At 67.5% G+C, this 15,027-nt stretch carries 16 protein-coding genes; 3 read left to right on the top strand and 13 right to left on the bottom strand.

Annotated elements, in window-relative coordinates; genetic code table 11:
- Window positions 1–75: 75 nt before the first annotated feature.
- On the top strand, window positions 76–732 hold the full coding sequence (locus ACRSCF_RS11420; RefSeq protein WP_012206234.1) for a GntR family transcriptional regulator: 657 nt from the start codon (window positions 76–78) through the stop codon (window positions 730–732).
- Between the two features lie 6 nt (window positions 733–738).
- Here ACRSCF_RS11420 and ACRSCF_RS11415 read toward each other — a convergent pair whose 3' ends face one another.
- From ACRSCF_RS11415 to ACRSCF_RS11390, 6 genes are all read right to left on the bottom strand, one after another.
- A complete protein-coding gene (locus ACRSCF_RS11415) occupies window positions 739–1,992 on the bottom strand; it encodes an MFS transporter (protein ID WP_034366776.1) in 1,254 nt (417 codons plus the stop codon).
- A gap of 84 nt (window positions 1,993–2,076) precedes the next feature.
- A complete protein-coding gene (aroQ, locus tag ACRSCF_RS11410; protein ID WP_013801830.1) occupies window positions 2,077–2,514 on the bottom strand; it encodes a type II 3-dehydroquinate dehydratase in 438 nt (145 codons plus the stop codon).
- Between the two features lie 56 nt (window positions 2,515–2,570).
- Window positions 2,571–3,629, bottom strand: a complete 1,059-nt coding sequence (locus ACRSCF_RS11405) for a Gfo/Idh/MocA family protein (RefSeq protein ID WP_016450421.1) — start codon at window positions 3,627–3,629, stop codon at window positions 2,571–2,573.
- A gap of 11 nt (window positions 3,630–3,640) precedes the next feature.
- A complete protein-coding gene (locus tag ACRSCF_RS11400; RefSeq protein WP_034366779.1) occupies window positions 3,641–4,792 on the bottom strand; it encodes a porin in 1,152 nt (383 codons plus the stop codon).
- A 91-nt stretch (window positions 4,793–4,883) separates the two neighbouring features.
- The gene (locus ACRSCF_RS11395; RefSeq protein ID WP_244388051.1) at window positions 4,884–5,717 is read right to left on the bottom strand and encodes a shikimate dehydrogenase family protein; all 834 of its coding nucleotides are present in this window, start codon (window positions 5,715–5,717) and stop codon (window positions 4,884–4,886) included.
- 35 nt (window positions 5,718–5,752) lie between these two features.
- On the bottom strand, window positions 5,753–7,147 hold the full coding sequence (locus ACRSCF_RS11390) for an MFS transporter (RefSeq protein ID WP_016450424.1): 1,395 nt from the start codon (window positions 7,145–7,147) through the stop codon (window positions 5,753–5,755).
- 186 nt (window positions 7,148–7,333) lie between these two features.
- Between ACRSCF_RS11390 and ACRSCF_RS11385 the strand changes: the two genes are divergently transcribed.
- A complete protein-coding gene (locus tag ACRSCF_RS11385; protein WP_012206241.1) occupies window positions 7,334–8,104 on the top strand; it encodes an IclR family transcriptional regulator domain-containing protein in 771 nt (256 codons plus the stop codon).
- A gap of 17 nt (window positions 8,105–8,121) precedes the next feature.
- Complete coding sequence (locus ACRSCF_RS11380; RefSeq protein WP_223275281.1) at window positions 8,122–8,559, top strand: DUF4440 domain-containing protein; 438 nt, start codon at window positions 8,122–8,124, stop codon at window positions 8,557–8,559.
- Window positions 8,560–8,575: 16 nt separating this feature from the next.
- Here ACRSCF_RS11380 and ACRSCF_RS11375 read toward each other — a convergent pair whose 3' ends face one another.
- From ACRSCF_RS11375 to ACRSCF_RS11345, 7 genes are all read right to left on the bottom strand, one after another.
- Window positions 8,576–9,601, bottom strand: a complete 1,026-nt coding sequence (locus ACRSCF_RS11375) for an aldo/keto reductase (RefSeq protein WP_034366787.1) — start codon at window positions 9,599–9,601, stop codon at window positions 8,576–8,578.
- A gap of 74 nt (window positions 9,602–9,675) precedes the next feature.
- The gene (locus ACRSCF_RS11370; RefSeq protein ID WP_016450427.1) at window positions 9,676–10,572 is read right to left on the bottom strand and encodes a sugar phosphate isomerase/epimerase family protein; all 897 of its coding nucleotides are present in this window, start codon (window positions 10,570–10,572) and stop codon (window positions 9,676–9,678) included.
- A 65-nt stretch (window positions 10,573–10,637) separates the two neighbouring features.
- Window positions 10,638–11,522 carry a 4-hydroxyphenylpyruvate dioxygenase gene (locus tag ACRSCF_RS11365; RefSeq protein ID WP_034366790.1) on the bottom strand — a complete coding sequence of 295 codons (885 nt, stop codon included), beginning with the start codon at window positions 11,520–11,522 and terminating at the stop codon, window positions 10,638–10,640.
- Window positions 11,523–11,689: 167 nt separating this feature from the next.
- Complete coding sequence (locus ACRSCF_RS11360; RefSeq protein ID WP_016450429.1) at window positions 11,690–12,649, bottom strand: Gfo/Idh/MocA family oxidoreductase; 960 nt, start codon at window positions 12,647–12,649, stop codon at window positions 11,690–11,692.
- A gap of 82 nt (window positions 12,650–12,731) precedes the next feature.
- The gene (locus ACRSCF_RS11355; protein ID WP_047472058.1) at window positions 12,732–13,601 is read right to left on the bottom strand and encodes a class III extradiol dioxygenase subunit beta; all 870 of its coding nucleotides are present in this window, start codon (window positions 13,599–13,601) and stop codon (window positions 12,732–12,734) included.
- 1 nt (window position 13,602) lies between these two features.
- Entirely contained in the window at window positions 13,603–14,061 is a 459-nt protein-coding gene (ligA, locus tag ACRSCF_RS11350) for a protocatechuate 4,5-dioxygenase subunit alpha (RefSeq protein WP_016450431.1), read from the bottom strand.
- A gap of 48 nt (window positions 14,062–14,109) precedes the next feature.
- On the bottom strand, window positions 14,110–15,027 hold the full coding sequence (locus ACRSCF_RS11345) for an amidohydrolase family protein (protein ID WP_016450432.1): 918 nt from the start codon (window positions 15,025–15,027) through the stop codon (window positions 14,110–14,112).

Here is a 15,027-nt window from a genome sequence, read left to right as displayed (position 1 = left end):
GAAGCGAAGCGAAACGGGTCCCTCCGCCGTCACCTAGAATCGGCGCACCACTCCCATCCACTTGGTGCAAACACAGTGCAAAACGTGAAAGACAAGGCGTACGAGGTTCTGCGGCAGCGGCTCATCGGCGGCCACTACCGACCCGGCGAACAGCTCAAGGAGGAGCCCATTGCCCGCGACCTGGGACTGAGCCGCACACCGGTGCGCAATGCGCTGCACCGCCTGGTGGAAGATGGCCTGGCCACCGATGGCGCGGGCCAGGGTATCCGCGTGTCGGAGTGGAGCGACTGGGATGTGGAGGAGACCTTCCAGCTGCGCATGCTGCTGGAGCCGTACGCCTCGTTCCTCGCGGCCACGCGCGGCGGCGAGGGGCTGGCCGATGAGCTGGAGGCCAGCAACCAGCGCATGGAGGCCGGCATTGCCGCTGGCCACGACGGCATTGGCGAGGTGCAGTCAGCCAACCGGGATTTTCACCACGCGCTGATCGAGGCATCGGGCTCGCCGCGCCTCAAGACCATGCTGGCGACGATGATCGACATGCCGATCATCAAGCGGTCGTTCTACATCTACACGCCCGAAGAGCTGGTGCAAAGCCTGCACCACCACTGCGACCTGGTGATCGCCATACGTGCCAGGGATGGGGAGCTGGCACGCCAGGTGATGCAGCTGCACCTGCGCATGTCCTACCACCGGTTCATGAAGCATCGAGGGGAATACCGCGCGGATGCATGAGCGGTGTCATGACCGGGGCTGAACCCTTTGCGCTGCCCCTACCCGGTACAGCCGCGGCAGCCAGACAAAGGCGATGAGGACCAGCACAACGCCCGCCAGCGCCATGGGCAGCACCATCGGCCAGGCACCGTGGCGCATCGTCGGATCGACAAATTGCGCCGCCAGCTGGCCGGTGCAGAAGGCCACGCACATGATCGCGAAGCCCGAACACGACACGGCCCGCCCGGCCAGCTGCGGCGGCAGGCCCCCCACCGCGCCCGCCTGGCCGCAAGGCTGGTGCAGGCCATGGCCCAGTGCATACACCGCGTGCCCCAGCAGCAGTGGAAAGGGCGAGGCCGGCGCCAGCACGCAGCCGGCGATCTGGATGCACGGCCCCAGCAGACTGAGCGAAGCGCCCAGCTGCACCGTGCGCACCGGCCCGTGGCGCGACAGCAGGCGCCGGCACCATGTGATGCCGAGGATGTAGACCAGCGAGCCGCCCGCTGGAATCCAGCCGTAGAGCACGGGCGACAGGCCGAACAGGTCGACGTACACCATCGGCGACAGCAGCAAAAAGCAGAAGATGCCGCCGTAGGTGGTTGCGGCCAGTGCCGTCCAGGCGCAAAAGCCGGGGTCGGCGATCACCTGGCGCACACCGCCAGCGGATACGGATGCGGGTACGGATGCGAGGACCGGGGCAGACTCCGCCGGCGCTTGCCGCGTCTCGCTGAAAGTGCGCCAGCACAGTGCCAGCAAAGCCAGCGAGTAGACGCCCATCGCCACCAGCACCCAGCGCCAGCCCGTGGCCTGGACTCCCCATGCACCGGCAATCGGCGCCACCAGGGCCACCAGCCCCAGGCCTGTGAGGCCGCGGGCCATGATGCGCGGCCCTTCATGGGCCGGATACAGGTCGCGCACCGCAGCCCGTGCGCACACCAGGATGGCCGCCATGGCCGCGCCCTGCACGGCGCGCCAGGCCACCAGTGCGTCCGCGCTGCCCGCCAGCGCACAGCCTGCCGCCGCTGCCGTGTAGCAGGCCAAACCCGTCAGCAGAACGGGCCGGCGCCCGAAGCGGTCGGCCAGCGGCCCGCACACCAGCTGGGCGACACCGAAGGCCAGCATGAACACGGTCAGGCTGCTGCTGGCCGAGCCCAGGTCGCGCGCGATCTCGGGCAACGCCGGCAGATAGCCATCGGTGGCGACCGGCTGCGCGGCCAGCAGCAGCGGCAGCAGCAGGAGAAAGGAAACGGAGCGGCGCGGGCCGGGATCAGCGAAGTTCATCTCAATGAAGCCTGGTCACGGCATGCGGCGCGTCGAGCGAGGGAGTTCGAAGGACGATACATGGCCAGTTGCGCGCCATGCATCCTATGCGACGGCGGACAGCACGGCCCGCAGGCCCAGCAGATAGCTGTCCGCGCCGAAGCCGCAGATCTGGCCCCGGACGATGTCGGCAAACACCGAGTGGTGGCGGAAGGGCTCGCGCGCATGGATGTTGCTCATGTGGATCTCCACCACGGGCACGGTGAGCATGGCCAGCGCGTCGCGGATGCCGTAGCTGTAGTGCGTCCAGGCGCCGGCGTTGATGAGCACGCCATCGACGCCGTCCCGAAAGCCCTGGTGGATGCGATCGCACATGGCGCCTTCGCAATTGGTCTGGAAGCTGTCCACCTCGCAGCCCAGCTGGCTGCCCAGGCTGCGCAGCGAGGCGTCGATCTCGGCCAGCGTGACCGTGCCGTATTGGGCGGGGTCGCGCTGGCCGAACATGTTGTGGTTGATGCCGTGCAGCATCAGGATCTTTTTCATGGAGGCTCCGTGGCTTGATGTCATGGATGGAGGATGGCGCGCCGGTGATGTCCGGGTCACGCCGTGGTGTCGATGGCGGCGCCCATGCGGGCAGCCTCTGCAATGGCCTCGGTGATCTGCAGGTTGCGCAGGCCGTCGTGCACGCTGACCAGAGGCTGCGCCAGGCCGCGCGCCACCTGCGCGAAATGCGCCATCTGGCGCACCAGCGGGTCTTCGCGCTCCACGGCGGCCACATCCAGGTCGAATGGCTCATTCCAGGAGCGCTGGCCGGCCGATGCATAGGTCTTCAGCCGCATGCTCGGTATGGCCAGCGAGCCGAAGGTGCCCGCCACCAGGTAGCAGTCTTCGTCCTCATAGCTGGCATAGGCCTTGTTCTCCTGCGAGGTCTGCTCCCAGCTGCGCGCGCTGGCGGCCGTGTCCGAAAGCACAAAGCTGCCCAGCGCACCGCTGGCAAAGCGCAGGTTGATGGCCACCGTGTCTTCCACGGCAAAACCGCGCGTGGCATGCGAGGCGAAGGCCTGCACGGCCACGATGTCGCCGCACAGCATGCGCAGGTTGTGGACCTCGTGGATCATGTTGAGCAGGATGGGGCCGCCCCCGGCCTCGCGGCGCCAGGGGCCTTCCTCGAAATAGGCGTCCGGCTTGTAGAACAGGGCCGCGCCGGTCACGGCCACCAGGCGGCCCAGCCGCCCCTGGGCGATGAGGGCCGCGGCCCGCGCCATGATCGGGCTGTGGGCGCGGTGGTGGCCCACCAGCACGCGGGCGCCGCTGCGCTCGGCCAGCGCGGCCAGGCGCTGGGCCTCGGCCACGGTGGCGGTCACGGGTTTTTCCAGCAGTATGGGCAAGCGCGCATGCATGCACTGGGCCGCCTGCGGGGCATGCAGTCGGTTGGGCGTGGCCAGCACCACGGCGTCGGGCCGGTCATGGGCGATCAGCTCGCCCAGGTCGCGCCACAGCGGCACCCCGGCCCTTTGGGCAAGCTCCCGGGCTGCGGGCGCCGGGTCCACGATGGCGGACAGGCGGCAATCCGCCTGGGCCCCGATGGCGGCGATATGGGCCTGGCCGATCGCGCCGGCGCCGGCCACGGCAATGCGAAGCGGGTGCAGCTGTGCCATGGCATGCCCCCTCAGAAGCGGTGCAGCACGCCCAGCTGCACGCCCTTGATGGTGCGGCCGTTGACGTCGTCGGCCGATGTGAAGTTGGGCTTCATGCCGCCCGAGGCCGCCAGCCTAAAGCCCGCATTGCGGTCGTTCTTCAACTGCTCGGCCACCGCGTAGAGCATGGTGCGCTTGGACAGGTCGTAGTAGGCCGCGACCGCGCCGCCCGATGCGCCGCGCCCGCTGTCCGAGCCATCCTGTATGCGGCCCCACAGTGCGCCCACGCGCAGCTGCGGCGTCACGCGGTAGTCGGCCGACAGCTGCCAGACGCGGTAGAAGCGGCGCACGTCGGTGTTCGTGCCCGCCACCAGCCCGCCCACATTGCCCAGCACCGTGCCCGTGTTGTTGCCCGCCGAGCCTGCCGTGCTGTTGTTGGACCGCACAAAGGCCAGCTGGACCTTGCCCTTGCCGTAGTCGTAGTTGGCGTAGAGGTTGTCGTAGCGGACCGCGTCGGTATAGGCCGCGCTCTGCGGCGCACGCGCATACAGGCCTGCATAGCCCACGCGGTAGGGGCCGTTCAGGTAGTCCAGGCCCAGTTGGTAGATGGCCTGGCGCGCTGGAGCACCGGTCTCGGCCATGGCGTAGTGGGCCTCGAACAGGAAGCCGGCCATGCGCGGCGAGGTGTAGGAGATGTCGTTGTCGAAGCGCGAGGGCACGCCGAAGTTGTTGACCATCGATCCCAAGGTGCGCGAGGTGAAGTCGATGTAGTCGCCGCGCCCGAAGATCACGGTGTTCTGCCGGCCCAGCCGCACCTCGCCCCAGCCGCCGCCCAGGCCCACCCAGCTTTGGCGGTCGAAGCCGCGCGTGCTGTCGGCCTGCGTGCCGTTGTCGGCGTTGATGCCCATCTCCAGCTGGAACTTCGCGTACAGGCCGCCACCCAGGTCTTCCTGCCCGCGAAAGCCCAGGCGGCTGCGCAGCAGGGCACCGTCCTCCAGCGTGGTCATGGATGCGCCCGAGCTGCTGCGCATGTGGTTGATGTACTGGTCCACGCTGCCGTAGATGGTGACCGAGGACTGGGCTTGGGCACCCGCGCCCCAGGCGCCCAGCACGGTGGTCAGGGCCAGGATGCGAAGGGCCCCGCGCTGCGGCACTCGCGGTGTCTGGTGCATTTGCTGTTGCATGGTCTTGTCTCCTTCTCTGTGAAAAATGCTTTTTCGGGCGTGGCTGCGCCCTGCCCTGGACGCATTCAGGGCCGGTTGTCTGTCGGCTGGATCAGTAGGAGATGTGGGCGGTGGCGCGCAGCTGGTCGGGCGTGGCGCTGCCGAAGCCGAAGAATTCGAGGTAGGCGGGAATCATCTCGAACAGCATGTCCGTGCCCACCTGGAAGTCGCAGCCCTTGTCGCGCACGGCGCGCAGCAGCGGCGTGAACTCGGACTTCATCACCACCTCGCCCACAAAGGTGGCGGGCGCGATGCGCTGCACATCGAACGGCAGCGGGTCATCGTCCTTCATGCCCAGCGGCGTGGCGTTGACGACCACGTCAAAGCCCTGCGGGTCCCTGGAGCCCGTGCCCACCTTCATCCTCGGGTAGTAGGCAGCGAGCCGCCCGGCCAGGGCCTGCGCGCTCTCGTCCCGCGTGTCGAACAGCATCAGCTCGCCCACGCCGGCCGCCGCCAGCGAGGCGGCAATCGCCGAGCCCACTCCACCCGCCCCGGAAATCAGCACCCGCGCGCCCTGCAGCTGCCGCCCCTTGCGCAGCACGCCGCGCACAAAGCCCGCGCCGTCGAACTGGTCGCCCAGCAGCGTGCCGTCCTCGCGCCGCAGCACGGCATTGCAGGCGCCTGCAATGTGCACGGCGGGCGTGACCTCGTGCACCAGGTCCACCACGGACACCTTGTGCGGCATGGTGATCAGCGCGCCGCGCAGGTTGGTGAAACGCATGATGGCGGCAAAGTCGCCGGCGAAATGCGCCGCCTTCACGCCCATGGGCACGACGCAGGCATCAATGCCCCGGCTGTCGAACCACGGGTTGTAGATCATGGGCGACTTGAAGGTCTCGGTCGGGTCGCCGATGTGCGCGATGAGGGTGGTTTTTCCGGAAATCATTTCCTGGGGCCTTCGGATGCCTTGGGTTGCAGGATTCAGCGGCCGGACTGGGCCAGGGCCTGGTTGCGCAGGCGGTCGTACTCGGCAGCTGCCACGGGCTGCGCACCGGCCTCGCCCAGGTCTTCCATGCGCACGCGGTAGGTCTCGCGGGCGCTCCACGCGGCCAGGGCGGCCACCACGGTGATGCCGAAGGCGATCAGGCCCACGGTCAGCCAGATGTTGTGCGCACCCGGAGGCGCCACGGCCGTGAACAGCGCGGGCAGCATGGCGGTGATGGCCGTGCCCACGTTCTGCGAGATGGCCATGGCCGAGACACGGGTGCGGGTGGGGAACAGCTCGGGGTAGAAGCTGGGGAACACCGCGTTGTAGCCCTGGTAGACCACGCCCCACATCAGGATGGACATGGCGAAGGCCAGCGGCATGTTGCGTTCGCTGATGGCGTAGAGGTAGCCGATGGCCAGCAGGCCCGACAGCAGCGCGCCGAAGATGATGGGCGGGCGCCGGCCGATGCGGTCGGACAGGTTGCCCACCATGGGGATCACCAGCACCGCGACGATGTTGCCCACCACGGGAATCCACAGGTACATGTCCTTGGCGAAGCCGATGCCGTAGGCGGGCTGCACCGCATAGGCGGCACCGAAGATGGTGGCCACCACGGGGATCACGTTCATCAGCGCCATGCAGACCACGCGCAGCATGTCGGGCGAATGGTGGCGGAAGGCCTCGACCACGGGCGAACGCGGACGCGCCTCGCTGCGCCCTGCTGCCGTGAAGGCCGGGGTCTCGTTGACCTCGCGGCGGATGATCCAGCCCGCGATGATGACGACGAAGCTCAGGATGAAGGGAATGCGCCAGCCCCAGCTGTTGAACTGCTCGGGAGGCATGTAGTGCGCCAGCGGCAGGAACACGGCCGCTGCCAGGATCTGGCCGGCCTGCACGCCCTGCAGCGTGAAGCTGGCGAAGAAGCCGCGCCGCCCGAACGGGGCATGCTCCAGGATCATGGAGCTGGCGCCCGAGATCTCGCCGGCCACCGCAAAGCCCTGGATCAGCCGCATCAGCACCAGCAGCGCGGGCGCCCACAGGCCGACCTGGTCATAGGTGGGCAGCAGGCCCACGGCGATGGTGGAAAAGCCCATCAGGAACATGCACCACACCAGCACCTGCTTGCGCCCGTGCGTATCGCCCAGGTGGCCCAGCACAAAGGCGCCGATGGGCCGCGCCACATAGCCCACGCCATAGGTGGCCAGCGAGGCGATGATGGCAATCGCCGGATCACCCTGCGGAAAGAAGATCTGCGGAAAGATCAGCGCAGCCGCCGTGGCGTAGATGAAGAAGTCGTAGTACTCCAGGGCCGAGCCTATCCAGCCGCTGGTGGCGGCCTTGCGCGGCTGGTGCCCGGTGGGCTGTGTGTGTATCGGGGTTGCGCTCATGTGTTGTCTCCTCCATGTAGAAAAGGCCCCTGCCCGATGCTTGCGGCCAGGCCGGCGGGATGTAAAAAATGTAGTTCCCGCCTATGGATGCGCCCAAGCCAATTTCGAAAGGCATGTGCGCTGATCGCACGGCGCTGTTCGATAATCGCACGCACCCAGGGTTAATCCGGAAAAATCAAAACCGTCATGACAACACCTTCCACCCTCGCCCAGCGCGACTGGATTGCCGGACTGGAACGCGGCGTATCGATCATCGAAGCCTTTGACGACGCCCACCCGCGCATGACGGCCGCCGAGGCCGGCCAGCGCACGGGCATGACGCGCACCGCCGCGCGGCGCTACCTGCTGACGCTGCAGCACATGGGCTACGTGGCGGGGGACGGCAAGCTGTTCTGGCTCACGCCGCGCGTGCTGCGGCTGGGGCAGTCGTACCTGGAGTCGGCGCGGCTGCCGCGCATCGTCCAGCCGTTCCTGCAGCGCGTGGCCGCCGGCACCCATGAAACCGCCTACCTGGCTGTGCTGGACGACGACGAGGTGGTCTACATCGCGCGCAACGGACCCAACCGCAACATGAACACCGGCTATGTGCTGGGCGCGCGCGTGCCGGCCCAGGTCACGGCGGCCGGCATGCTGATGCTGTCCATGCGCAGCGACGCCGAGCTGGAGCACTGGCTGGACAACCGCGCGCTGACGGTCTTCACCTCGCACACCATCACCTGCCCCGCCGAAATGCGCCGCGAGCTGGCCTTGATCCGCACCCAGGACTGGGCCCTGTGCGAGCAGCAGCTGAACCTGGACTCGCGCGGCATTGCCGTGCCGCTGCGCGACCGCCACGGCGCGCTGGCCGGCGCCCTCAACATCACCATGCCCATGGGCCGCGAAACCGGCAAGGACGCCGTGGCGCGCGTGCTGCCCATGCTGCGCGAGACGGCGCAGGCCATGCGGGATCTGATCTGATGGTGAACAACACGGCCATGGCGCAACTTCCTGGCCTGGACATGCATGGCGGCGACGACCATCTGCTGCAGCATCTGCAGGCACTGGAAGTGCGGCTGCACGATCCGCAGGTGCGATCGGACGCAGGCCAGCTGCAGGCGCTGCTGCATGAAGACTTCCTGGAATTCGGCCGATCGGGCGGCATGCACGACCGGGCCGCCACCGTGGACGGCCTGGTGGCCGCCTTGCCAGCAGGGGCCCCTGCCCGGCTGGTGTCAGGCGGCTTTGCGCTGGCGTGCCTGGGACCGGACAGCGCGCTGCTGACCTACCGCTCGGCCAGCGTGGCCGAGGATGGAACGGCCGGCCGGCATACGCTGCGCTCCTCGGTCTGGCTGCGCACGGCGCGGGGCTGGCAGATGCGCTTCCACCAGGGCACGCCCACGGCGCCATTCGACCTGGCCGCATCCATGCCATGAGCGGCCTGCGGCGTGTTCAGACGGTCTCGAACGCGTACTTTTCCGTATCCACCTCGCGCTGCGAGGCCACGGCATAGCGATCGCCCTGGATGCGCTCGGGCTTGAAGAGGTCGTCCAGTTCGGCCAGCAGGGCAGCGTCCAGGCGCACGGCGCCGCCGCGCAGGTCTTCGTGCAGGTGGTCCACGCTGGTGGTGCCCGGCAGGGCAATCACATGCTCGCCCTGATGCAGCACCCAGGCGATGGCCAGCTCGGCCAGCGTGCAGTCGGCGCGCTCGGCAATGGACTGCATGGGCGCGAGCAGCTGCAGGTTCTTCGCATAGGCCTCGGGCGCAAAGCGCGGCATGGCGGCGCGGATATCGCCCTTGACCAGGCCCTCGACCTCCTGGAGCTTGCCGGTGAGGAAGGCGCGGCCCAGCGGGCTGAAGGCCACGTAGGCAATGCCCAGTTCCTTGCAGGCCTGCAGCGTGCCCAGCTCGGCATTGCGCGACCACAGCGAATACTCGCTTTGCAGCGCGGCGATGGGGAAGGTGGCATGGGCGCGGCGCAGCGCGTCGGCGCCGATCTCGGACAGGCCCAGGGCGCGCACCTTGCCCTCTTCCACCAGGCGCGACATCTCGCCCACCGATTCCTCGATGGGCACGCGGCGGTCCCAGCGGTGCAGGTAGTAGAGGTCGATGACATCGGTGCCCAGGCGCTGCAGGCTGTCTTCGCAATTGCGGCGCAGGGTCCTGGGGTGGCCATCGATCACGCGGCGCACCACGCCGTCGTCGCCGCGCACGCCGGCCATGCCGCATTTGCTGGCCAGGGTGATGTGGTTGCGGTGGGACTTGAGCACGGGGCCGACCAGGGATTCATTGGCGCCGAAGCCATACAGCGCCGCCGTGTCGAACAGCGTGACACCGGCGTCCAGCGCCGCATGCAGCACGGCCTTGCCCTGCTCGGGCGACGGCGGATGGCCATAGGCGTGGCTGAGGTTCATGCAGCCCAGGCCGACGGCGCTGACGGAGAAGGGACCCAGGTTTCGTGTGGACAGGTTGGTCATGGTGGCTCACAGGGAAAAGAAGAAAGGGAGCGGCCGGCGCTCCCTTGCAGTGCATTCGCACAACGATTTTGCCGTCAAACCGCAGCGCCCCGCACGCCCGTGCGCGCCCAGGCTGGCAGCGGCACGGGCCGGTGCAGCACGTCGTCGTTGAGCCACTGCGCGCTGCGGCGCGCGCGCTCGGCCACGGTGTCCAGCGGCAGTTGCTGGTAGTCGTCGTTGAAGACCTCGAAGCTGTAGTCGCCACGGTAGCCCAGGCGGTCCAGGCGCAGCACCAGGTCGGCCAGGCGCTCGCTGTGCACGCCCTCGCCCGGAAACACGCGGAAGGTGCGCGCCGTGGCCATGCGCTCTTCGAAGGTGGGCGCGTCATGCCACATGAAGTCGGACAGCTGCACCAGGAAGATCTTGTCGCGGTCGATCAGCTCCAGCGCATCCAGCGGCGTCTTGGCAGCCAGGATGTGGAAGGAGTCCAGGCCGATGCCCAGGTTGGACATGTCGGCGCGGCAGACCACGTCCCAGCTGGTGGTGAATTCGTTGACGTTGCGGCCCCAGGACAGGCCCTCGTAGGCGATCTTCACGCCCAGCGGAATGCCGAGCATGGCCAGCTTGCGCAGGTCGCGCGCAATCACGTCGAGATCGCCCGTGGCATGGCGCGAGGTGGACGAGCAGGCCAGCAGCACGGGGCTGCCGATCTCGGCGCACATCTCCAGCATGGATTTGGCGATGTCCACCTTGTAGTGGTGCAGATGGTCGGACAGGCCCTCGAAGTCGCGCAGCACCTGAAAGCCCGTGGGCCGCAGGCCGCTGGCGCGCACCGCCGCCGCAGCCGCCTTGACGCCGCCGGGGTGGCCGGCCAGGTCGCGCGCACTGAGCATGACCTGGGTGAAGCCCGCGCGCCGGATGGCGTCGAGCTTGGCCTCCAGCGAGCCATTCAGAGTGATGGTGTCCATGCCATAGCTGTCCAGCAAGCCCATGTTGCCCTCCAGGATCGTTGTGTGTATCGGCGGTTGAATCGGACGGCGGCGCGCCAGGCTTTGCGCTAGGCGTCGCGGTGCACCAGCTCGAACACCACGGTACCCATGGCGTTGCGCGTGAGCGCGCCGCGGTCATCGGGGTGCAGGCGGCTCGATTCCACGAACTCCACGCCGCGCTGGCGCAAGGCCTGCACGGCAGCAGGCACGTCGGTGGTGCCCAGGCCGATGCGCTGCAGGCGCTCGGGCATGTCGTCCCACTCCAGGCCCGGATCGGGCTCGATGAGCTGCCACAGGAAGCGCTTGCAGGGACTGCGCATGAGCTTGCCCTTGGGCAGGATGCCGAAGCGCTGCGCATCGGGCAGCAGGTGGAAGTCGAACATGCGTTCGAAGTAGGTGATCCAGTCGGCGCTGCGGCCACGCCCTATGTACTGGACCACGCCGAAATAGCCCAGGCCGGCCAGCGCCGGCGGATGGGGATCGGCCCCGGCAACGGGCTTGAAATCGATGTCATAGATGGAGAACTCCTGCCATCGATCGACAAAGTAGAAGCGGCTGCCACCCGGGCCGTGGATGGCCGGAATATGCAGCTCCATCGCCTGGGCCTGGCTGGGCGCCGCCCAGGCTCCCAGCTCGATGCAGCGCGTATGCGCCTGCAGGGCATCCTGCACGCGCAGCGCCACGGCCGAGATGACGGGCTGCCCGTCCGAGGCGGCATGGGCCAGCGCATCGGCAGCGCCCGCATTGACCACCAGGTTCATGTCCCCCTGCCGGTACAGCGTCACCTCGCGCGAGCGGTGCCGCGCCACGGGGCGAAAGCCCAGCCCCTCCAGCACCTGGCCCAGGGCCTGGGGCTGGCTGGTCGTGTACTCGATGAACTCTATGCCGTCGATCCCGAGGCGATTGGACGCCTCGGGCACGTCTTCCCGGCTGCTGGAGGAGGAATCGGTCATTGCGGTACTCCGGGTGGAAACATGATCGTCGTGCCACGCCCAAGTGGCATCGCTCTCCTACGATCAAATACGCGTAAAACTGGCGCGGCCCAACTCAGAGACACCGAGGAAGGGCCGCCCCGCACCGAGGGTGTCGTCCCCCTTTCAGGGGGAAGACGCGAAGCGGCTCAGGGGGTGAGCTGTTTTTCCAGATCGTGCAGGACCTGATAGCAGGGCAGCACCTGGGCCACGCTGGAATTGGGCTCGCGGCCTTCGCGGATGGCGGCGAAGAACTCGCGGTCCTGCAGCTCGATGCCGTTCATGGACACGTCGACCTTGGAAACGTCGATCTTCTCTTCCTTGCCGTTGACGAGGTCGTCATAGCGCGCGATATAGGTACCGGTGTCACCGATGTAGCGGAAGAAGGTGCCCAGCGGGCCGTCGTTGTTGAACGACAGGCTCAGCGTGCAGATGGCGCCATTGGCGGCCTTGAGCTGGATGCTCATGTCCATGGCAATGCCCAGTTCCGGGTGGATGGGGCCTTGCACGGCGTTGGCCTTCACGATGGGGCTGCCGGCCTGGTAGGCGAACAGGTCCACGGTGTGGGCGGCATGGTGCCACAGCAGGTGATCGGTCCAGCTGCGGGCCTGGCCCAGCGCGTTCATGTTGGTGCGGCGGAAGAAGTAGGTCTGCACATCCATCTGCTGGATGTTGAACTCGCCGGCCGCGATCTTCTTGTGCACCCACTGGTGGCTGGGGTTGAAGCGGCGCGTGTGGCCGCACATGGCCACCAGGCCGGTCTGCTTTTGCAGATCGGCCACGGCCTGGGCGTCCTTGAGGCTGTCTGCCAGCGGGATCTCCACCTGCACATGCTTGCCGGCCTTCAGGCATTCGATGGCCTGGGCGGCGTGCATCTGCGTGGGCGTGCACAGGATGACGGCATCCACCTCGGGCAGGGCCAGGCTGTCGGCCAGCTCGGTGGTCACATGCTGGATGCCGTACTTGTCGGCCACTTCCTGGGTCTTGGCCAGCTCGCGGCCCACCAGGGAGACGACTTCCACGCCGTCGATGTTCTTGATGCCGTCCAGGTGCTTGATGCCGAAGGCACCGGCGCCCGCCAGGGCGACTTTGATGGTCTTGTTGCTCATATGAGTCTCCGTAGAGCCGCCTCAAGGAGGCGAAGGCCCCCTCGGGGGGCAGTGAATACACGCAGTGATGAACGTGGGGGCCTCAGCCGTTCTCCAGGATGAGATGTCCGACAGCGGTGTTCGATGCCGGCACATGGTAGAAGCGGTGGTTGACCTTGGGCAGCGGCGCGGGGCCGTCCACATCGGCCATGGCGCCGCGCGCGATCAGCCACATCACCAGCTCGATGCCTTCGGAGCCGGCCTCGCGCACGTAGTCGATATGCGGCATCTTGGCCAGGCCGGCAGGGTTCTCGATCAGCAGGTCCAGGAAGCGGTTGTCCCACTCCTTGTTGATCAGGCCCGCACGCGCGCCCTGCAGCTGGTGGCTCATGCCACCCGTGCCCCAGATCTGCACGTTCAGGTCTTCGTCGAAGCTTTCCACGGCGCGGCGGATGGCGCGGCCCAGGTTGAAGCAGCGCTGGCCCGACGGCACGGGGTACTGCACCACGTTGACGGCAAACGGAATCACCGGGCAGGGCCAGGCGCCCGTGCGCGCGTCCTGCTCGCCGCACATCAGCGACAGCGGCACGGTCAGGCCGTGGTCCACGTCCATCTTGTTGACGATGGTCAGGTCGAAGTCCTGCTGGATCACCGACTGCGCAATGTGGCTGGCCAGTTCCGGATGGCCGATGACCTTGGGCACGGGGCGCGGGCCCCAGCCTTCGTCGGCGGGCTGGTATTCCGCGGCCGTGCCGATGGCAAACGTCGGGATGAAGTCCAGGCTGAACGCGGTCGCGTGGTCGTTGTAGACCAGGAAGATCACGTCGGGCTTGTTGTCCTTGAGCCATTGGCGCGAGTGCTCGAAGCCCTTGAACAGCGGCTGCCAATAGGGGTCGCCCACCTTGCCCAGGTCCATGGCCGCGCCGATGGCGGGCACATGCGAGGTGTAGACGGATGCGGTGATGCGCGCCATTTCAGTTGCCTTCCTTGTTGTTCTTGTCCACGCTGCCGGCCTTGCCCTGCGGCTGGCGGTGGGCCTGGGCATCGCCCTCCTCGCCCACGCGGCGGTTGCCTTCGGCCGAACGGCCTCCGCTCACCATCATGTTGCGGTATTCCTCTTCCGACATGCCGGTCATGGAGCCGGCCATTTGCTGGAAGCTCTTGCCATCCGTGGCGCCGATCTTGGCCAGGAAGTAGATGTTGCCGCCCGTGCGCATGCACCAGTTGAGGTCGCGGGCCAGCACGGCCTGCTTCTGTTCCTCGCTCATGGCCCATTCGTCCAGGTAGGCACGCTCGTCGGCCTTGAAGCGCTCGCGGTTCTCGGCCTTCATCAGCGACATGCAGAACTGGTTGAGCCAGTAGCCTTTGCGGGACTGCTCGGCATCAAAAATGATGGTGCCGGGCACGTCCAGATAGGGTTTGTCCAATGCCATGGATATCTCCTTGAATATGTCCGGCACCCAGGCCGGACATGGTCGCCATCAGGCTTCTTCGGGCCAGTACAGACGCATGGGGTTGTCGACCAGCAGCTTCTTCTGCAGCTCGGCAGTCGGTGCAATGTGCGGGATGAAATCGACCAGCAGACCGTCGTCGGGCATGTGGTCCTTCAGATTGGGGTGGGGCCAGTCGGTTCCCCACAGCACGCGGTCGGGGAATTCCTCGACCACGCGGCGGGCGAAGGGCACCACGTCACGGTAGGCATTTTGCTCGCCGTCCAGCGCCTTGGGGCCGGTGACGGACAGGCGCTCGGGGCAGCTGACCTTGCTCCAGACGTTCTGGTGCTCGCGCATGAACTTGAGGAACAGCTCGAACTCGGGCCCGTCCACGGGCTTGCTCACGTCGGGGCGGCCCATGTGGTCCACGACCACGGTGGTGGGCAGGCTGGTGAAGAAATCCCACAGCTCGGGCAGGTCCACGGCCTCGAAGTAGATGACCACATGCCAGCCGAGCTTGGCGATGCGGCCCGCGATCTCCATCAGCTCGTCCTTGGGCGTGAAGTCCACCAGGCGCTTGACGAAGTTGAAGCGCACGCCGCGCACGCCGGCGGCGTGCAGTTCCTGCAGTTCCTCGTCGGTCACGCTACGGCGCACCGTGGCCACGCCGCGCGCCTTGCCGTTGGCGGCCTTGCAGGCATCGACCATGGCGCGGTTGTCGGCGCCGTGGCAGGTGGCCTGCACGATGACGTTGCGCGCAAAGCCCAGGTGGTCGCGCAGCGCGAACAGCTGCTGCTTGCTGGCATCGCAGGGCGTGTACTTGCGCTCGGGCGCGAACGGGAATTCATCGCCGGGGCCGAAGACGTGGCAGTGGGCATCGACAGCGCCTGCGGGCACCTGGAACTTGGGCTTGGAGGGGCCGGCGTACCAGTCCAGCCAGCCGGGGGTCTTTTCAAAAGCGCTCAT

The organism is Delftia sp. 11MD, assembly GCF_050907895.1.
Taxonomy (GTDB): Bacteria; Pseudomonadota; Gammaproteobacteria; order Burkholderiales; family Burkholderiaceae_C; genus Comamonas; species Comamonas tsuruhatensis.
This window is presented reverse-complemented; position numbering and strand designations above follow the sequence as displayed.

What these genes read in the sequence shown, in the direction of transcription:
- ACRSCF_RS11415 (WP_034366776.1), bottom strand. Translation starts at nt 1,992, where the DNA reads ATGAACTTCGCTGATCCCGGCCCGCGCCGCTCCGTTTCCTTTCTCCTG.
- aroQ (WP_013801830.1), bottom strand. Translation starts at nt 2,514, where the DNA reads ATGAAAAAGATCCTGATGCTGCACGGCATCAACCACAACATGTTCGGC.
- ACRSCF_RS11405 (WP_016450421.1), bottom strand. Translation starts at nt 3,629, where the DNA reads ATGGCACAGCTGCACCCGCTTCGCATTGCCGTGGCCGGCGCCGGCGCG.
- ACRSCF_RS11400 (WP_034366779.1), bottom strand. Translation starts at nt 4,792, where the DNA reads ATGCAACAGCAAATGCACCAGACACCGCGAGTGCCGCAGCGCGGGGCC.
- ACRSCF_RS11395 (WP_244388051.1), bottom strand. Translation starts at nt 5,717, where the DNA reads ATGATTTCCGGAAAAACCACCCTCATCGCGCACATCGGCGACCCGACC.
- ACRSCF_RS11390 (WP_016450424.1), bottom strand. Translation starts at nt 7,147, where the DNA reads ATGAGCGCAACCCCGATACACACACAGCCCACCGGGCACCAGCCGCGC.
- ACRSCF_RS11385 (WP_012206241.1), top strand. Translation starts at nt 7,334, where the DNA reads ATGACAACACCTTCCACCCTCGCCCAGCGCGACTGGATTGCCGGACTG.
- ACRSCF_RS11380 (WP_223275281.1), top strand. Translation starts at nt 8,122, where the DNA reads ATGGCGCAACTTCCTGGCCTGGACATGCATGGCGGCGACGACCATCTG.
- ACRSCF_RS11375 (WP_034366787.1), bottom strand. Translation starts at nt 9,601, where the DNA reads ATGACCAACCTGTCCACACGAAACCTGGGTCCCTTCTCCGTCAGCGCC.
- ACRSCF_RS11370 (WP_016450427.1), bottom strand. Translation starts at nt 10,572, where the DNA reads ATGGGCTTGCTGGACAGCTATGGCATGGACACCATCACTCTGAATGGC.
- ACRSCF_RS11365 (WP_034366790.1), bottom strand. Translation starts at nt 11,522, where the DNA reads ATGACCGATTCCTCCTCCAGCAGCCGGGAAGACGTGCCCGAGGCGTCC.
- ACRSCF_RS11360 (WP_016450429.1), bottom strand. Translation starts at nt 12,649, where the DNA reads ATGAGCAACAAGACCATCAAAGTCGCCCTGGCGGGCGCCGGTGCCTTC.
- ACRSCF_RS11355 (WP_047472058.1), bottom strand. Translation starts at nt 13,601, where the DNA reads ATGGCGCGCATCACCGCATCCGTCTACACCTCGCATGTGCCCGCCATC.
- ligA (WP_016450431.1), bottom strand. Translation starts at nt 14,061, where the DNA reads ATGGCATTGGACAAACCCTATCTGGACGTGCCCGGCACCATCATTTTT.
- ACRSCF_RS11345 (WP_016450432.1), bottom strand. Translation starts at nt 15,027, where the DNA reads ATGAGCGCTTTTGAAAAGACCCCCGGCTGGCTGGACTGGTACGCCGGC.